The organism is Mesobacillus zeae, assembly GCF_003570705.1.
Classification (GTDB): Bacteria; Bacillota; Bacilli; order Bacillales; family Cytobacillaceae; genus Mesobacillus_C; species Mesobacillus_C zeae.
Map to the genome: position 1 here is coordinate 60,728 of NZ_QWVT01000011.1, position 17,365 is coordinate 78,092.

The 17,365-nt window shown below is 44.1% G+C and carries 15 protein-coding genes and 1 pseudogene; 11 read left to right on the top strand and 5 right to left on the bottom strand.

Going from position 1 to position 17,365, the window contains the following annotated elements; translation table 11 throughout:
• Positions 1-294: 294 nt before the first annotated feature.
• Both D1970_RS05790 and D1970_RS05795 read left to right on the top strand, forming a co-directional pair.
• Positions 295-1,467, top strand: coding sequence for a ParM/StbA family protein (locus tag D1970_RS05790; protein ID WP_119111946.1), 1,173 nt, complete (start codon positions 295-297; stop codon positions 1,465-1,467).
• Between the two features lie 14 nt (positions 1,468-1,481).
• Positions 1,482-2,072 (top strand): hypothetical protein, encoded by a 591-nt coding sequence (locus D1970_RS05795; protein WP_119111947.1) that lies wholly within the window; start codon positions 1,482-1,484, stop codon positions 2,070-2,072.
• A 575-nt stretch (positions 2,073-2,647) separates the two neighbouring features.
• Here D1970_RS05795 and D1970_RS05800 read toward each other — a convergent pair.
• From D1970_RS05800 to D1970_RS05815, 4 genes are read right to left on the bottom strand one after another with little or no spacing between them, the layout of a single operon-like run.
• Positions 2,648-3,721, bottom strand: coding sequence for an ABC transporter substrate-binding protein (locus D1970_RS05800; RefSeq protein WP_119111948.1), 1,074 nt, complete (start codon positions 3,719-3,721; stop codon positions 2,648-2,650).
• Positions 3,718-4,521, bottom strand: a complete 804-nt coding sequence (locus D1970_RS05805) for an ABC transporter permease (RefSeq protein WP_119111949.1) — start codon at positions 4,519-4,521, stop codon at positions 3,718-3,720. The genes D1970_RS05800 and D1970_RS05805 overlap by 4 nt, the downstream gene beginning before the upstream one ends.
• Position 4,522: 1 nt before the next feature.
• Positions 4,523-5,326, bottom strand: a complete 804-nt coding sequence (locus D1970_RS05810; RefSeq protein WP_119111950.1) for an ABC transporter permease — start codon at positions 5,324-5,326, stop codon at positions 4,523-4,525.
• Positions 5,316-6,425 carry an ABC transporter ATP-binding protein gene (locus tag D1970_RS05815; RefSeq protein ID WP_119111951.1) on the bottom strand — a complete coding sequence of 370 codons (1,110 nt, stop codon included), beginning with the start codon at positions 6,423-6,425 and terminating at the stop codon, positions 5,316-5,318. Before D1970_RS05815 ends, D1970_RS05810 begins: the two co-directional genes overlap by 11 nt.
• A gap of 319 nt (positions 6,426-6,744) precedes the next feature.
• On the opposite strand from D1970_RS05815, the gene htpG reads away from it, so the two are divergent.
• The 9 genes and pseudogenes from htpG to D1970_RS05855 all read left to right on the top strand — a co-directional run bounded on the left by htpG (position 6,745) and on the right by D1970_RS05855 (position 15,946).
• On the top strand, positions 6,745-8,625 hold the full coding sequence (gene htpG, locus D1970_RS05820) for a molecular chaperone HtpG (RefSeq protein WP_119111952.1): 1,881 nt from the start codon (positions 6,745-6,747) through the stop codon (positions 8,623-8,625).
• Between the two features lie 277 nt (positions 8,626-8,902).
• Entirely contained in the window at positions 8,903-9,961 is a 1,059-nt protein-coding gene (locus tag D1970_RS05825; protein WP_246370165.1) for a M14 family zinc carboxypeptidase, read from the top strand.
• 97 nt (positions 9,962-10,058) lie between these two features.
• Entirely contained in the window at positions 10,059-10,196 is a 138-nt protein-coding gene (locus D1970_RS22210; protein WP_181213323.1) for a hypothetical protein, read from the top strand.
• Positions 10,197-10,208: 12 nt separating this feature from the next.
• Positions 10,209-10,727: pseudogene (locus tag D1970_RS05830) on the top strand (C45 family autoproteolytic acyltransferase/hydrolase); the annotation flags it as partial.
• Between the two features lie 11 nt (positions 10,728-10,738).
• Complete coding sequence (locus D1970_RS05835) at positions 10,739-11,287, top strand: carcinine hydrolase/isopenicillin-N N-acyltransferase family protein (protein ID WP_119111955.1); 549 nt, start codon at positions 10,739-10,741, stop codon at positions 11,285-11,287.
• A 128-nt stretch (positions 11,288-11,415) separates the two neighbouring features.
• Positions 11,416-12,531, top strand: coding sequence for an NAD(P)/FAD-dependent oxidoreductase (locus tag D1970_RS05840; RefSeq protein WP_119111956.1), 1,116 nt, complete (start codon positions 11,416-11,418; stop codon positions 12,529-12,531).
• A 147-nt stretch (positions 12,532-12,678) separates the two neighbouring features.
• The gene (locus tag D1970_RS05845; protein ID WP_246370156.1) at positions 12,679-13,077 is read left to right on the top strand and encodes a neutral zinc metallopeptidase; all 399 of its coding nucleotides are present in this window, start codon (positions 12,679-12,681) and stop codon (positions 13,075-13,077) included.
• A gap of 246 nt (positions 13,078-13,323) precedes the next feature.
• Positions 13,324-14,541: a methyltransferase domain-containing protein gene (locus tag D1970_RS05850; protein WP_119111957.1), complete on the top strand. Its 1,218-nt coding sequence runs from the start codon at positions 13,324-13,326 to the stop codon at positions 14,539-14,541.
• Positions 14,542-14,659: 118 nt separating this feature from the next.
• Complete coding sequence (locus D1970_RS05855; RefSeq protein ID WP_119111958.1) at positions 14,660-15,946, top strand: MFS transporter; 1,287 nt, start codon at positions 14,660-14,662, stop codon at positions 15,944-15,946.
• 261 nt (positions 15,947-16,207) lie between these two features.
• Here D1970_RS05855 and D1970_RS05860 read toward each other — a convergent pair whose 3' ends face one another.
• Positions 16,208-16,966 carry an N-acetyltransferase gene (locus D1970_RS05860; protein WP_119111959.1) on the bottom strand — a complete coding sequence of 253 codons (759 nt, stop codon included), beginning with the start codon at positions 16,964-16,966 and terminating at the stop codon, positions 16,208-16,210.
• Positions 16,967-17,365 lie beyond the last annotated feature (399 nt).

Consider the following 17,365-nt stretch of genomic DNA (forward strand, 5'->3'; position numbering starts at 1 on the left):
TACACAAAATGTACACACGCATACAAAATGTAAACATAATGTATGCAATATGGTTTACATGTATACAATTGTGTACACATGTTGATATGACGGGATGTATACAAGATTGCTTGAGTTGTGTGCAATGATGTATACAAAAACCTGTGAAGTTTACGGATTGTTTACAGGTTTACGTTTGTGTATCTTTTTTCCAAATGCCATTGTGAAAACAGTCTGTTACCTTTAACCTTGGTAATAAGGCATGCGCGAAACATACATAGCCAATTTTATTTTATCTATAAAGGGGATTGACGAATGACTAAATCAAGAATTGCAGCTATTGACGTAGGAAATGATTCGATTAAAGCGATTTTTGGAAAAATGGATTATGAGCTGAATATCCCTAACATCATCGCCAGGGATACAGAAGACCGTCCGGTTATCGGGATTGAGGAGCTTGACGAAAAGAACCCGCTTGAAGGAATCCATATTAAGGTCCACTCTCCTGCTCTTAAAGAAAACAATGCTATTTACAGGATCGGCCATTTGGCAACGAAGAGCCAAAATGCGACAGAGTTAGACCCGGGTAGCAGCAAATCGGAAGAAGATCAAACGCTCATCATGCTTTTTGCCACACTGGCACTCGACGCTGCAAGGGCTGAAAATAAAAACACTTTCAATCAGACTAAAAATGTCATTGATGCTAATTACACATTGGGAACAGGCCTTCCTCTCCGTGAAGTGAAGGAAGGAAAGGATGCCGGCTACCGTTCCAGATTAGTCGGCAATGTCCACCAGGTTGAATTCCTTGTCACGCCTAAGTACCAGGGCATTAAAGTAAACATTAAATTCAATGAAGTGAAAGTCTATCCTGAAGGGTTTGCTGCTTATATTAACCTTGTTATGGATAACGACCTGAAAATCATCAATAAAGAACTGATCGATAAGCGTATCCTGATTCAAGATATCGGTGGCCTATCGACAGATATCGCGGTCATCAAGAATCGTAACGTGGATGATGACAAAGCTCAGGGTTTTAACCTTGGAGTATCAGAGTCACTTGAAGCGATCAGGGAAGAAATCCGTACAAAGCATGGCGTCGAATTGGATAGCCGCATGGATGTCGTGGAAATTATTACGAAGAAAAACGACAGGAATCACATTATGGTCAAAGGCAGCCGTACGAGCGTCCATGACATCACAGACCGTATCCTGCTTGACCTTGCGAAAAAGGAATACCGCCTGCTGCGCAATGTGTGGCAAAAGAACTCCCAAACGGAAATTTGCTATTTTGTCGGGGGCGGCGCCATCGTTTTGAAAGAATACTTAAAAACGCTCAATAACAATCTGGATGGCTATAATATTGACTTCTTTGAAGATGAAAAAGAGAGCATCTGGATGATGGCCAATGCTTATTATAAGTTAATCAGCGATTTCGCCAGAAAAGCAGAGAAGCAGCAAGAGGCCAAGCAGCCAGTAAAGAACTAAAATAAGGTGGTCCTATGAATAAAACCAATGCTGGCGAGGTCAAAAGAGGCCAAACCATATCCTTCCGGGTCCCTTCCGATATCCCGGACCATTTGCTCAAGCAGCTGCAGAAATTAAAAGAAACAGAGAGACGGAATTTCTCAAGCAAAATTGCAGAGTTTGTTGTTGAGGGAGTCGGGACATCTTTTTCAAGGGAACGGGAAAGTATCACCATTCCGCTGCCGCACCGTTTAAGCAAGGCGCAGCGTGACTGGATTAAGCATGAACACTCGGAAGCGCTGCTTGGCAGCATTGTCTATCAGCTTCTTAACGATCCGGTGCGTACCGCATCACTGCTTGCATCACTAAACAGCAATCGGACCGATATTGATGAGGCGCTCTATCTTCAGGAAGATGTGCCAATGCCTCCTGCTGCTATGGAGCCTGCAGACGACATTGGAGAAGCTCTGCCTGATGTGGAACCCGGCGGGGTTGACGATGACCTCGACGCCTTTGATTGGGCCTCAGCTAAGCGTGCAGAACCAGAGTCCGAGCTAGAAGGGGAAGAACCAGAAGCGGATCTTGATGAACTGCTTGGAGACTTCCTCGCTAAAATGAACAATTAGCTTTCCGTACATTCAAAAAGACTATTATTGCAGGGTAATATCGCAATAATAGTCTTTTTTATGTTTCTATTTTCCGTTATCCCGCGTGCTAACACGGGGGACAAGAAACGTAATTCGTATATTTCAATGTGCTTCGTTTAGGTCTAGAAAGGGTTTCTTCGATTTTTAATTGTAGCCCAGCAATCTATAGTAAATGCAAATTCATTACATTAAAAGCAGATAGAACGGGTGTAACCGTGTAGATAGAACGGCTATTACCGTAGATAGAAAGTCCGCAGCCTTAGATATCCTAGCAATATTCATCTTAATTTACAATTGTGGAACCGGTTATACATGCTGCTTGGCCAGGCCAATTGCCGATAAAGAGGGAAAAAGTGTATTTTTTCTCCTCAATCTTTTAAAAAAAACACCTCATTCTCCGAAAAAGCGAACTGTTTATTCAAAAATAGCTTCCAAACAAAAAAATCGCCATTACCTAGCTAATTTAGCTAGGCAATGACGATCACCACTATCTTGCTCTCCAATCTGAAAAGGCCTTTTTCTCGCCCGAAAATAGGCGCCTGCCCAACCTCATCCTATTTCCGGTGCATTTTAAATTGCAAAAACAGCTCGTTATAATATGCGAGGTTCTCTTTTCCGAGATTCTCGTATACTTCGAGTTTTTCAGTTAGCTCAGACGAAGGGTAGAATCGTTCGTCCTCTACCATTTCCTTCGGCAAATACTGTAACGCTGCTTTGTTTGGTGTGGAGTAGCTTACATACTCTGTGTTTTGTGCAGCAATCTTCGGATCAAGCATATAGTTGATAAACTGGTGTGCCCCGTCGACATTCTTAGCTGTTTTCGGAATGACCATATTATCGAACCACAAATTGGAGCCCTCTTTTGGCACGACATATTCTAAGTCCTCGTTTTCAGCCATGATTTCCGAAGCAACTCCTGACCATACGAGCCCTACAGCGGCTTCCTGGTTCTCAAGGAGCAACCGGATTTCATCGCCGACAATGGCTTTGACATTCGGAGTAAGGGAGTCCAGTTTATTTTTTGCCTCCAGAAGGTGGCCTTTGTCCGTATCGTTCAGGGAATAGCCGAGGCTGTTCAATCCCATCCCAATCACTTCACGCGCACCATCCACAAGGAGGATTTGATTTTTTAATTCAGGATCCCACAGGTCGGACCAGCTATCAATTTCCTTGCCGTTAAGCATTTTTGGATTGTAGGTAATCCCAACGGTTCCCCAGAAGTAGGGAACGGAAAAATGGTTTTTCGGGTCGAAAGGCAGATCCATGAAGCGTTTGTCGATATATTTCAAGTTTGGAAGTTTCGAGTGATCAAGCTGGACAAGAAGCTTTTCCTTGCGCATTTTATCAATCATATACTCTGACGGGATGGCAATATCGTAATGGGTCCCGCCTTGCTTGATCTTCGTCATCATGGCTTCGTTAGAGTCAAACGTTTCATAAATGACCTTCATACCAGTTTCTTTTTCAAAACGGTTAATCAGGTCTGCGTCGATATAGTCGCCCCAGTTATAGATCGTCAGCGTATTTTCACCGGAATACCCCTGCTCGGAATTCAGGCTGGAAATTGCATAAAGGAGCACCCCCGATACAAGGGCGATCGCAATAAAGAAACGGAAAATCCTGCTCATTTTCCAACCCCCATTCCGTTAGGCTTGTTCCGCTTCGAGATGAAGTAGTAGACAACAACGAGCAGCATCGTAAAGAGGAACAGCAACGCTGACAACGCATTGATATGCAGCGATATTCCACGGCGTGCAAGGGAGTAGATTTCAACGGAAAGCGTGGAAAATCCGTTGCCTGTCACGAAAAAAGTAACTGCGAAATCATCAAACGAGTATGTCAGTGCCATAAAAAAGCCGGCAAAAATTCCTGGTGAAATGTATGGGATGATGACTTTCGAAAATACATCCCAGCCGCTTGCACCAAGATCGCGGGCCGCATCGATCAAGGATGGGCTCATTTCGGACAGCTTCGGGAGCACCATTAGGACGACAATCGGAATGCAAAAAGCGATATGGGACAGCAGCACCGAATAAAACCCCAGCTTGATGCCGGCCATCGTGAACAGAATCAAAAACGATGCTCCAATAATGACATCGGGACTTACAATCAGCACATTATTCAAGGACAAAAGTGCATTTTTAGTGTTCCTTTTTCTCGCCATATGGATGGCCAGTGCGCCCAGAACTCCGATCATGGTAGAGATCAGCGCAGCTAATAAGGCGACCACGATTGTGTTGAGCACGATGATCAGAAGCCGGGTATCCTGGAACAGCTCTTTATACCAATCGAGCGTGAAGCCTTTGAAGTCATACATTGTGTCTCCGCTGTTAAAAGAATAAAAAATCAAGAACAGAATTGGCGCATAAAGAATAAAAAAGATGACCGCCAAATAAAGCTTGGAAACAGGAGATAATTTTCTATCCAATTTATGCACCCCGCTTTCGTGAGCCTGTCAGCATCATGATCAGGACCATTGTAATCATGAGGAAAACGGAAATCATCGAGCCCATTCCCCAGTCCTCTGTCACAAGGAAATGCTGCTCAATGGCTGTGCCAAGCGTAATGACCCGGTTGCCGGCAATCAGCCTTGTCAGCATGAATAGAGAGAGCGCCGGGATGAAGACGACCTGGCAGCCGGATTTTACACCGTCGATTGTCAGCGGAAAAATAACACGCCGGAATGTCGTCCACCTTGATGCGCCGAGATCATTGGCCGCATCAAGCAAAGTGGGGTTCAAATCGTTTAGCGAATTAAAAATCGGCAAAATCATAAACGGTATAAAAATATAAACAGAGACAAATACAAAGCTGAAATCAGTAAACAAAATTTGTTTCGAACCGATTCCGACCATCTCCAGGAAGTTGTTTGCTGCTCCATAAGTCCCGAAGATGCCAAGGAATGCATACGCTTTTAGGAGCAGGTTGATCCAGGATGGTGTGATGATCAGCAACAGCCACAGCTGCTTATGTGTCGTTTTTGTCAGCAGGTAAGCTGCTGGATAGGCAACTGCAAGCGAAATGGCCGTAATCAGGAATGCGTACCAGAACGAACTGAAAATCATTTTTAAATAAACAGGTGTAAAGAATTTCTCGTAGTTGCTTAGTGACAGCTGGCCCTCAATATTAAAGAAAGAGTAGTAGAGTACGAGCAGAATCGGTGCAACGACAAACAGGATGATCCAAAGCAGATACGGAACAGCATAAAGCGAGCGGGTAAGCTTATTCTCCATCGTTATCCACATCCGCGTATGCTTCAAGCCGCCTGTCGAATTCTTCTTCTGTTTCGCCAAGGCGCATGACATGTATGGCTTCAGGGTCGAAATGCAAACCGATTTCTGTTCCTACGGCTGCTTTTTTCGTTGAATGGACAAGCCATTCATTGCCATCCTGGTCATAGCAGCTGATTTCGTAGTGGACGCCACGGAACAAGAGGGAGTCTACTTTTACCTTAAGCTTTCCATGCTCGGTCGAGGTGATTTCAAGATCCTCTGGCCTGATGACAATTTCCACTGGTTCATTCTTGTCCAGTCCCTGGTCGACGCATTCAAACTGGCGGCCGACAAACTCAACAAGATAATCTTCAATCATTTTCCCTTTAACAATATTCGATTCGCCAATAAAGTCGGCAACAAATTGGTTGATTGGTTCATCATAAATGTCTATCGGAGTGCCGCTTTGCTGAATTTTTCCCTTGTTCAGGACAAAAATTTCATCGGACATAGCGAGCGCTTCTTCCTGGTCATGTGTAACAAAGATAAAGGTGATGCCCAGCCTGCGCTGCAGTTCACGCAGCTCATACTGCATCTCTGTGCGAAGCTTGAGGTCAAGTGCCGACAGGGGTTCATCAAGGAGGATGACTTCCGGCTCGTTGACAATTGCTCTTGCGATCGCGACCCGCTGGCGTTGGCCGCCGGACATTTCGCGAATCTCCCTGTTCTCATAGCCTTGCAGATTGACAAAGTTTAAAGCTTCCTTTACTTTCGACTCGATAGCAGGGGCTTTCATTTTTTTGATCCTCAATCCAAAAGCCACATTTTCGAACACATTCAGATGTGGGAAAAGGGCGTAATCCTGGAATACGGTGTTCACCTGCCGCTTATTGGCGGGCACGTGGTTGATTTTATTTCCGTTAAAAAGAATCTCGCCTTCCGATGCTTCCGTGAAACCGGCGATAAGCCGCAGGATGGTGGTCTTTCCGCATCCCGACGGGCCAAGGAGTGTATAGAATTTGCCTCGCTCGATCTCAAAGCTCACATCCTTGAGGACGGGCGGGTCGTTGTCGTATAGTTTGGTAACGTGCTTAAACTGAATAATCGGTACGTTTTCCATGACAGGCACCTACTTTCTTTTACTTCTGTAAATCCTGCTCCGTGCAGGTTCTTTGAAACGATCATTTTACATGATTATCGTTCTGTAAGCCCTTTTAAGCATACGGAATAATTATACCTAAAAAGTATGTGAATCGTTAACTGTTATTCTGATATTTAAAAGAAGGTCAACCGGCGGGGAAAATAATAGGGATATATTGACACGCCTACAAAGTCTATGGTATTAAATGTATGGGTTGGCACTCTTGGGTTGAGAGTGCTAAAACAAAAATGAAAGTATTGTTTTTACAAAAAATATATCGGGAAAGGGAGAATCTTTCATGGAAAAGAAGCAGTTTCAGGCTGAATCAAAACGCCTGATGGAAATGATGGTCAATTCGATTTATTCCCACAAGGAAATCTTTTTGCGGGAGCTAATCTCAAATGCCAGTGATGCCATCGACAAGATTTACTATAAAGCATTGGCCGATGATTCTTTGACATTTAATAAAGACAGCTACTATATAAAAGTGGTTCCTGACAAGGAAAACAGGACGCTGACATTGATTGATACTGGTATCGGAATGACGAAGGAAGAGTTGGAATCTAATCTTGGTACAATTGCCAGAAGCGGATCCCTTGCTTTCAAAAGTGAGAATGAAGTGAAGAACGGCCACGATATTATCGGCCAGTTCGGTGTTGGATTTTATTCAGCATTCATGGTTGCCGACCAGGTGACCGTTATCAGCAGGGCCTTAGGCAGCGAGGAAGCATATCGATGGGAGTCTGAAGGTACTGATGGGTACACGATTGCACCTTGTGAGAAAGAAACTGTCGGCACCGAAATTATTTTAAAAATAAAAGATAATACAGAAGAAGAGCAGTACGGTGATTATCTGGAAGAATACCGGCTGAAGTCGATCATCAAAAAGTACTCTGACTTTATCCGCTACCCAATCAAGATGGAAGTGACATCAAGCAGGTTAAAGGATGGATCAGACAGTGAGTTTGAGGAATTCAGCGAAGAACAGACAGTCAACAGCATGGTACCGATTTGGAGGAAGAACAAAAGCGAGCTCAATGAAGAAGATTACGTGAACTTCTACAATGAAAAGCGTTACGGGTTCGACAAGCCGCTCAAACATGTGCACATCAGTGTGGACGGGACGATCAGGTATAATGCGATCCTGTTCATCCCTGAGAATATGCCGTTTGATTACTATTCCAAAGAGTATGAAAAGGGACTTGAGCTTTATTCAAACGGTGTCCTCATTATGGAGAAATGCGCAGATTTGCTACCGGATCACTTCAGCTTTGTTAAAGGGATGGTCGATTCCGAGGATTTGTCTTTGAATATCTCTCGGGAAATTCTACAGCATGATCGCCAGCTGAAGCTGATTGCCAAAAATATCAGCAAGAAAATTAAAAGTGAGCTGCAAAGCCTCCTTAAGGATGACCGCGAAGAATATGAGACGTTCTACAATTCTTTCGGAAGGCAGCTGAAATACGGCGTCTACAGCGACTTTGGCGTAAATAAAGAAGCACTCCAGGACCTCCTCCTGTTCCATTCTTCCAAAGAGAAGAAGCTTGTCAGCCTTGATGAATATGTGTCACGGATGCCTGAGGAACAGAAGTATATTTATTATGCATCCGGCGATTCTATTGATAGAATTGACAAACTTCCTCAGACAGAGTTAGTGGCGGAAAAAGGATTCGAAATTCTTTATTTCACCGATGAAATCGATGAGTTTGCCATCAAGATGCTGATGAGCTACAAAGACAAGGAATTCAAGTCTGTGGCAAGTGGCGATCTTGGAATTGAAGATGGCGATGGGAAAGAAGAGGCAGAATCTGCGGAGAGTGAATACAAAGACCTCTTTGCATCCATGAAAGAGATTTTGGCAGATAAAGTGAAGGATGTCCGTGCTTCGAAGAGACTTAAGTCCCATCCAGTGTGCCTGTCGACAGACGGCGAAATCACGATTGAGATGGAGAAAATTCTGAAGGCAATGCCGAACAGTCAGGATGTCAAAGCTGAGAAAGTACTTGAAATCAATACAAACCATGAAGTCTTCGGCTCATTGAAAGAAGCCTTCGGCGGGGACAAAGAGAAATTGAGCTTGTATACAAAGCTCCTGTACAGCCAGGCACTTCTGATAGAAGGCCTGCCAATCCAGGATCCAGTTGAATTCACAAACGATATGTGCAAAATCATGGTCTGATTTAGCACGCTGATGCATAAAACGGTGCCTGACCCCCTTTAGCATGCTAAAGGGGGTCAGGCACCGTTTGGTTTATTGCTGTGTTAACGCGAAGCTCTCTTATTTCCCTTTTCGAAGGGTTTCTAAACTCCTTCTATTGAATTAATTATCGGCTGGAAACTTTTCTGAAAATTGAGTATTTGTTTCTATTAACTTATTTCTTTTCTCCCTATAAACTAGTAATTGTATGTTGCTTAGGATGACTAAATAATTTTACGTGGGGGGATTTACATTGAATTTGAAAAAGAAAGCAATTACTTTTTCTTTATCCGGGATGATGGCTCTAGGGGCTTTTGCGGCTGTCGGGACTCCTGCAGGCGCCGTGGGGAACGGGCCGAATGCGGGGACAGGCTCGATCCAGACCTCTATTTTATATACCTATGAAGGGTTGGTAAATTATCTTAAAGATCAGGATGTAAAACAGGACGCAATGACACTTGAAGTGATCGGGAAGACGGTAAAGGGCCGGGATATTCAAATGGCAAAGTACATTTCAAACCCAAATAACCCGACTATTCTATTCTTGACACAGCAGCACGGAAACGAGCAGCTTACGACAGAAGGAGCGCTTCAGTTCATTAAGCACCTTGGCACAAATAAAACAAAAGGTGTTCTCGATAATGTGAATATTCTCGTGATCCCAATGCTGAATGCCGATGGCGCAATGGGGGATGTCGACTTCTCTCTCGACGACTATCATGCGGACGGGGACCGTCACCTCACTCGCTATAATTCAAATAAAGTTGACTTGAATCGTGAACATGCAAAAGCTACTTCAGATATGGAACCAGAGGCAAGGGCGCTTCACGAAAATGTCTTTCAAGAATACCAGATTGACTATATGATCGACCTGCATCATCAAGGCACGCTGAGCGAAACGGACGGTAAGCTTGTTTCCGGTTCTATCCTTCATCCGACAAACGCCAGTGTGAAGCCAGAGGTGTTGGAAAAATCGAAAAAACTTGGCTCTGTTGTTTATCATGAGCTTGAGAGCAAAGGCTGGGGCCATATAGGGAAATATGAAGGTGGATCCGGTGCAAATATCGGCCGGAACGGAGCGGCAATCCGCTACGACATTTCCACACTCTTGTTTGAAATGCGCGGAATGTCGGACCACTACATTGAATCCTATGCCCTTGGTCAAAAGAGCAACGGTTACCTGATCAAGCAGACAATCGAAACACTTGATGCGACCGTCCGCTCTATTGCCGACGGCTCAATTGAAAAAGCGGACACAAGCTTCTGGGATACGCTTCCTACCCAGACGACAAGAGGCGGAGGCGAAGCAGACGAATAGAAGCAGCAAACCACACACCTCTGGTCTTTAGACAGGGGTGTAGTTTTTTTTAGGTGTATTGTTTGATCAAGTTCTGATATCTATTAAAGGAGCAGAAATGATGAAGCATGCGAAAATTGCTTTTTTGATCATGGCTGTATTGCTGTGCTCTGGATGGATCGACAGCACTGTCTTTGCGGAAAACGAAGCAAGCTACATTACAGTAAAAGGAAATGCGGCATCTATAGGGAAATAGTACGGGGAACAGGCCAAGACGGCGGTTGGCCATAACGTAGCTCTATTTAAGAAAACTACTGAAAATCAAGGGTTATCGGAAAAGGATATGAAAAAAGCTGCTGATGATTACCGTGAATATCTTCAGGGGAAAGATCCATCCCAGCTTCAGCAGATTAAGGCATTGGCCAGCATTGCAGATGTTCGTACAGAAGACCTCCTCGCTTTTAATGCACTTGAGGAAAAAGTCGTTGGCGACGGGTGCACAACCGTTATTGCGACGGGAAAGGCTGTCAAAGGAGATAAAGCCTTTTATCACAAAAACAAAGATGCCTCTAGAGGTTATCAGCAGGTAGTACTGCAGGTTGAACCAGAAAAGGGGAATAAGTTCATCGGGGTTACAAGTGCCGGTTCAACTGGGCTGGCAATGGGGATCAATGAACATGGCGTTTCGGTAGGGAACAATGTCCTGTACACCTGGGACACGGGAAAGGGCTACGGGAATTTAACCGTAATCAGGATGGCTCTTGAAGATGCTGAGTCCGCGAGTTAGCTGCAGCTTATATTCAGAAGCTACCCCGCGCATCGGGATCAGCATACGGCATTGCAGACAGCCATGAAGGTGCTTTCCTTGAAACAACCCATTCTGCCCACGCTGTAAAATGGATTGTTGACGGGGCAATGGTCCATACAAACCATTATCTGCTTCCGGAAATGGAAAAGTATGAAGCGTTGGATGATGATCCTGCAGAGAAGTTACGCTGGAGCTGGTACATGTCCACAGAAGAAAGGCTTAAGCGTGCGGGAGAGCTGCTGGAGGTTCAAATGGGCAGCATCACTCCGCAGGATTTGATCAACATTTCCGAGGACCAGGATGGATTGGATAAAATGTATTGGATTGATTCACAGGCTGAAATCAATGGCCAAAGCATGGGTTCGGTATCAATAGGCACTTTTGATGGAAGTAAGCTGAGGATGTGGTCACAGCTCCGCCAGCCAAGCATCGCGCCGGCGATTCCGATTGAAGTCGATCGCCCGCATATTCCGGAACCCTTCGGGAACGGTTTGCAAAGCGATCGCATTGAGCATACGTGGAAAAATAGAACGCAATAACAGCGCACCAATCCTGCCTCCGCAATCTGGCAGGATTTTTTTATCTCTTCGCTCCTGCCCGTTCCTTTGAGCAGCACCGCCAACTCCGCTACAATGATAGAAAACGAATGAAATAGGTGAAGCAGGTTATGAATAAATTCATCGTGATCGGTGCAGGGATATTAGGAGCTTCGGCGGCATACCATCTCGCAAGGAAGGGTGCGGAGGTGACGGTCATTGACCGACACGATGCCGGGCAGGCTACAGACGCCGCTGCGGGTATCATCTGTCCATGGCTGTCCCAGCGCCGCAACAAGGCTTGGTACGCGCTTGCGAAAGGCGGTGCGGCTTATTATGAGACACTTGCGATTATGCTTGAGGAGGATGGCGAAGCAGACACAGGCTATAAAAAGGTTGGCGCCATCAGCATACATGCCGATGCAGACAAGCTGGAGAAGATGGCGGCGCGGGCGGTGTTACGACGGGAAACAGCCCCTGAAATCGGTGAAATCATGCAGCTTGGACCTGAAGAAACGGCCGCGCTGTTTCCTCCTTTGTCAAAAGAGTTCGCTTCTGTCAAAGTCAGCGGTGCCGCGCGCGTTAACGGCCGCGCATTGAGAAACGCCCTAATCCTGGGTGCCAAAAAGAACGGGGCAGAATTTGTGCAGGCTTCTGCAAAGCTTGAGCAGAATGGCTCCCGTGTGACAGCCGTCTTGGCGGATGGCCAGCGCTATGAGGCCAGCGCCATTATTGTGACGGCGGGGGCTTGGGCTGCTGAGTTATTTGCCCCTCTCGGAATTGACCTGGCTGTAACCTCACAAAAAGCCCAGATTATCCATCTTCAGCTTGAAGATACCGATACGCGCGGCTGGCCTGTCGTTATGCCTCCGAATGACCAGTATATTGTTGCTTTTGATGAAGGAAGAGTTGTCATTGGGGCTACGCATGAAAATGAGATGGATTTTGATTTAAGGGTGACGGCAGGAGGTCTGCATGAAGTCCTCGATAAAGCACTTAATGCTGTGCCAGGCCTTGCTGAGGGAACTTTCCTTGAGGCCCGCGTCGGATACCGTCCGTTTACACCAGGCTTTCTCCCGGTCATCGGAACGGTACCAGGTCACCAGAACCTTTTGTTTGCCAACGGCCTTGGTGCCTCGGGGCTGACAGCTGGCCCTTTCCTTGGCGCAGAGCTTGCGAAATTGGCACTGGGAGAGCACTTGGACATTGATCTATCCCTTTATGAGGTAGCAAAGGCCATCCGCTGATTCGCTCTCAAGATAGAAGAATATTCTGCACAAGGTAAGTAAAATGGCTATTAGCGGGTATAAACCTAGTAATCAAAATGGCGATTTTTAATGTTACTAGGGGAGGAACGACCATGAAATGGCAAGGAAGAAAGAGTAGCAGCAAGGTTGAAGCCAGACGGGGCATGGGCGGAGGGAGGATGTTGTTCGGGGGGAATCGGCGGCGTTGTCATTCTGCTGATCGTCACCCTGTTAGGAGGCGATCCCGGCGAACTTCTTAACAGCATGCAGGGAACGACGCGTACCGACACTACGGCCCCATATCAGGAAACGGCGTGGGAAAAAGGACGGGCAGAATTCGTTTCTGTCGTACTTGCAGATACGGAAGAGGTATGGACAAGGATTTCTAAAGAAAAAGGAATGGTCTACAAGGAGCCGACGCTCGTCCTCTATACAGGAAGCGTCCAGTTTGCATGCGGGAGTGCTTCCTCGGCCGTAGGGCCGTTTTTCCTATGCATTTATGCGTTTGGGTCCGAAATCCAGCTGCGGCGGAAAAAGCTTTGCTGATTTCTCTAAACCGGCACTTGTGGATTTTTAGAAGAGGAATTTTGCCATTCCTTTGTGATGCAGCAGGATTTCTTGTCCGGGAAACTGAATGTATCATACATATGCACAGAAACTGAGGATTTGTTGGGGTTTGTCCAATTTAAACCAGTGTGCTCCAGGTATTCGAAAGCCTCCGAACCAATAGCAAAGGGAACCCGGTGATAGCGGAGTTCCGTTCATGCGAAATAAAAAATACAGGTGATGCAGATGAGGATCGGCAAGTTTGGTGAAAGTAATCGGTTAAGCATCGACACGATTCGCCATTATATGGATATTGGGCTGATCGTACCTGAAAAAAGGGGCGGGCAGTATTTTTTTGATGAGCGCTGCCAAGGAGATCTTGATTTGATCCTGGAGTTTAAGGGGATGGGATTAAGTCTGCTTGAAATCAAGACAATTCTGCTTTACAGGAATTTAGCCCAGTATACCCCTTACGAAGAGGATGCCTTTTTCCAAGCGCTTTTTACGGATAAATACAATAAGCTTAATCAGGACATAAAGGAATTGACCGATACTAGGGACAGGCTAAAGAGGAAGCTTGATGAATTATCGAAAAAGATCCCCGCAACGAGTACCTTCCTTGGGATTGATTTAAGTGTCCTCAGCATCCTGCGGTGCAGGAAATGCGGTGAAAAGCTTGACTTACAGGATGGAAGGATCACGAAAAATCAGGTAGTGGAGGGAAATCTAGGCTGTCCTTGTGGCGAGGAGTATGTGATTGACTCCGGTATTTTAATTGTAGGAGAGCCTGATGAACCTGCCCAGACGCCGCAACTCCAACCTTTTTTTGCAAAATACTTTCAAATGACAGATCCAATCTACCTGGAGAATCTTTATCACGGATTACACTGGGCGAAGAGGAAGATGATCTCGGTGGAATTACAAGGCAAGGTGCTGCTGGAATTAGGTTCGGGTTATGGATTCTTTTTGCGGAATGTCTATCAGGAATTGCCTGAAGACAGTGTGTATATTGCTGTCGACCGGGACTTGGATTTGCTCCGGTTTTTAAAAGGCATACTTGAGAGAACTGGTTTAAAAAGAAGAATCCTGTTCATTTGCTCGGACTTCCTGGACATTCCGGTTGGCCCTCATTCGGTTGATATGCTGATCGATCATGCAGGTTCGAGCAACTATGGATTTGAACATAAGGAATTTCTGCTTAAAGAGGTGGATGACCTCATTAAAAAAGAAGGATATCTACTAGGGTCCTATATTGCATTTAAGAATTTCAGCAAGAGGAGCAAGATTGAGCCCCAATACAGGCATAATTTTAACGCGGTGAGAATCAAGGAGAATATAGAGAGGCTTGATTATATTCCGATCGATGAAAAGACTTCGCACTATATGGATAAGGGCGGAGAATTTGAAAATTTCTTTGTGGATGGGGAAGAAGTCTTTTCTTATTCGTTTATGGGCAAAAGGTAGGGTCAGCCCCGCCTTTCTTAATTTTTATCAAAAAATACAGAGGAAGTTCCTATTGCTGTTGGGTTAAGCCAACAGTTTATGCTTTATTTAATAAAGCGTAAGCTGGGAGGCTAAAAAGATGGAAACAGTACAAATAGGCAGCAATAACAGCGTATTTAAGGAAAGAAGCAACTTGGTGCTGTATTCGGCAGGAAAAACGGTTTCAGTCTTTGGGACTGCAATTTATAATTTTGCACTGGGGCTGTATGTATTAAAGCTGACTGGTTCTGCCTTTAGCTTTGCTTTGATCCTTATTCTCGGAATCATTCCCAGTATAATCCTTAACCCGATTGCTGGAGTGGTGGCTGATCGGTTCAGCAAAAAATGGCTGGCCGTATCCATGGATCTCTTGAGCGGAATTTTGCTGGTGCTTGTATATATGGTCAGCATGCTGAATAGCCTAGGCTTGATGCTGATCTATACAGCAACTTTTCTACTGACCGTTTTCGCTACTTTTTTCGGAGTAGGGCTAGAATCCGCAAAGCCCCACATTGTAACGAAAAAAAGACTGATGAATCTTAACTCCATCAGTAAGATCATAGAATCGGTCTCAACCATCCTTGCTCCCATGCTGGGGGGACTGGTGTACGCGATTTTTGACATCAGGACCTTTATCATCATCAACGGTATCTCGTTCATTCTTTCGGGATTGTCGATCCTATTGATCGATTTCAGGCTGAATGGCGGGGAACCAGCCAAGGAACAAGCAAAAACCAAGCTTAATATAATGGCCGATTTAAAGGACGGCTTCTGCTACCTCTCAGGGAAAAAGAATATTATGGGTCTGTTTGTTACCCTGATTTCCTTGAATTTTTCATTGGGTTTCGCCGTAATTGTCCCGCTTCCTTATATTCTCATCACAGTCTTTGGCCTTGATGCAAAGCAGTTTGGCCTAATAGAGGGGATGTTTCCAGTCGGTCTGATTTTAGGGGCGATTTTTGTTAAAAAAATAACGGAAAAAATTGCTTATTCTGTCCTGTTATCGTGGATTGGTGTTGCTTTTTCAATCTTGATGATAGCCATAGGTGTTCCGGTCATTCTGACAGGAAGTGAGGCGGGGCTGTATCTTCTGGTTCTTTATTACGGAATAACAATGGTGTTATTTGGGTTTTGTGTAGCTTTAATCGATATACCTCTTTCTTATTTTTTACAAACAATGATACCAGACGAGTACAGGGGAAGGGTCCTTAGTATTGGTATCTCTCTTGGAAAAGTCATGATTCCTGTGGCTATAATCGCTTCAGGGGCTCTTCTGGGCCTTGTTCCTGCCTATTTGATGCCTATAGCTGGAGGCCTTCTGTTTTTAATAATCAATATCCGTTCATCCAAAGAGATAAATATTGGACTTAAAAAGGAAAGTGCTTAATGTTTTCATATTAAGATCGCCTGGAATTCTATAAAGATACCGGGTATGAAACGGATGCCCGGTTATGTAGCTTTGAAATAAAGTTTGATCAAAAATAGATGAGAAAACTTTATTTATACGATAAATAAAAAGAATCTATTTTAAATAAGGATTGATCAAATTACAATTTTCTCTAGGGGATTTAAGTTTGTATTAATTTTTTTCTACCTGTGTTGTTCCACAATCTCCAGGTTATTGAAAAAGAACATATCGCATTTACAATCAGTTTTCTAACAGCTTTGTTAGTAGTTTCTCAAATTTGTTAGCACTCATCATTTCGTGTGTAATAAATTTTCCATTATAAAACAGACCAAATGTTGTCCAAATAGTAGGCGCATTTTGTGCTTCTTCTGTGGTGATCAATTGATGAGTAGAAAAGGTAACTCCACTGTTTTCTGCAACCTTTCTTAAATCTTCTAAAATACCTACAGCAAAGGGACATTGAGCAGTATAATAAATCGCTATACCTTTTTGTGTAACTGAAGATCTTCCATTCCGTTTAAATGAAGGTCTAACAGCTTGGTCATTCCACGATAATGAAACCAGATCAAAATAAGGATCTATTTGATCTACTAACTCAAATCCCATATATTCAAAAAAGTGTTTCTCGCTCAAGTAAGGATACTTTTTCTTTCCCACAATATGTACGATTCCATCCATACCTTTAGCTATAGCGTCTTCTTTACACTTATCCAGCAATTGTTTTCCATATCCATTACTTTTATATCTACCAGAAACCCACAAACAATTGATATACATATAATTAGGTGCTTGAATAGGAGTCCATGCCATTTCAGCAGGTAAATATTCAATAAATACTTTTGCACGCTCGTTTAAACGATAAAAAATTAATCCTTCATCCATTCGCTCCGTCAACCACTTCTTCTTCTCGTTGACTGCTTTCTCATATTGTTTTGCACCTAAAGCACAACATATGTGTTCATTTTCAATATTGTTTTTTGTTATGTGAATGTATTCCATTTCCCGCCTCACTCCTACACATTTATACAATTATCAAATCAAAATCTTTTAAGAATCCTATCATTTCCTAACATTAATTGAATAACTTAGAAATTCGATTCACATTCTAATAACTCCTTCTCTTGCTCAAGAATCGTTGGTCTCCTTTAACGGAACAACTTTATGCCCTCATAGTTCCTTAACCTGCTTTGCAAGGTCAGTTGTTTTCCTTTTAAACATAAAAAGATCCCTTTGGACAAAGCTATCCAAATGAGTAACACGGTGCAACTTAATTTTAGACCCACAAGTTGACGCCGTAAGCCGAATAGGATCCACGGCGCTTATTTTATGCAGACAATTGTTTTAGAAAAAATAGAGGAAAATAAATTCAGTATGGTATTGACCAATCCAAATATCAGG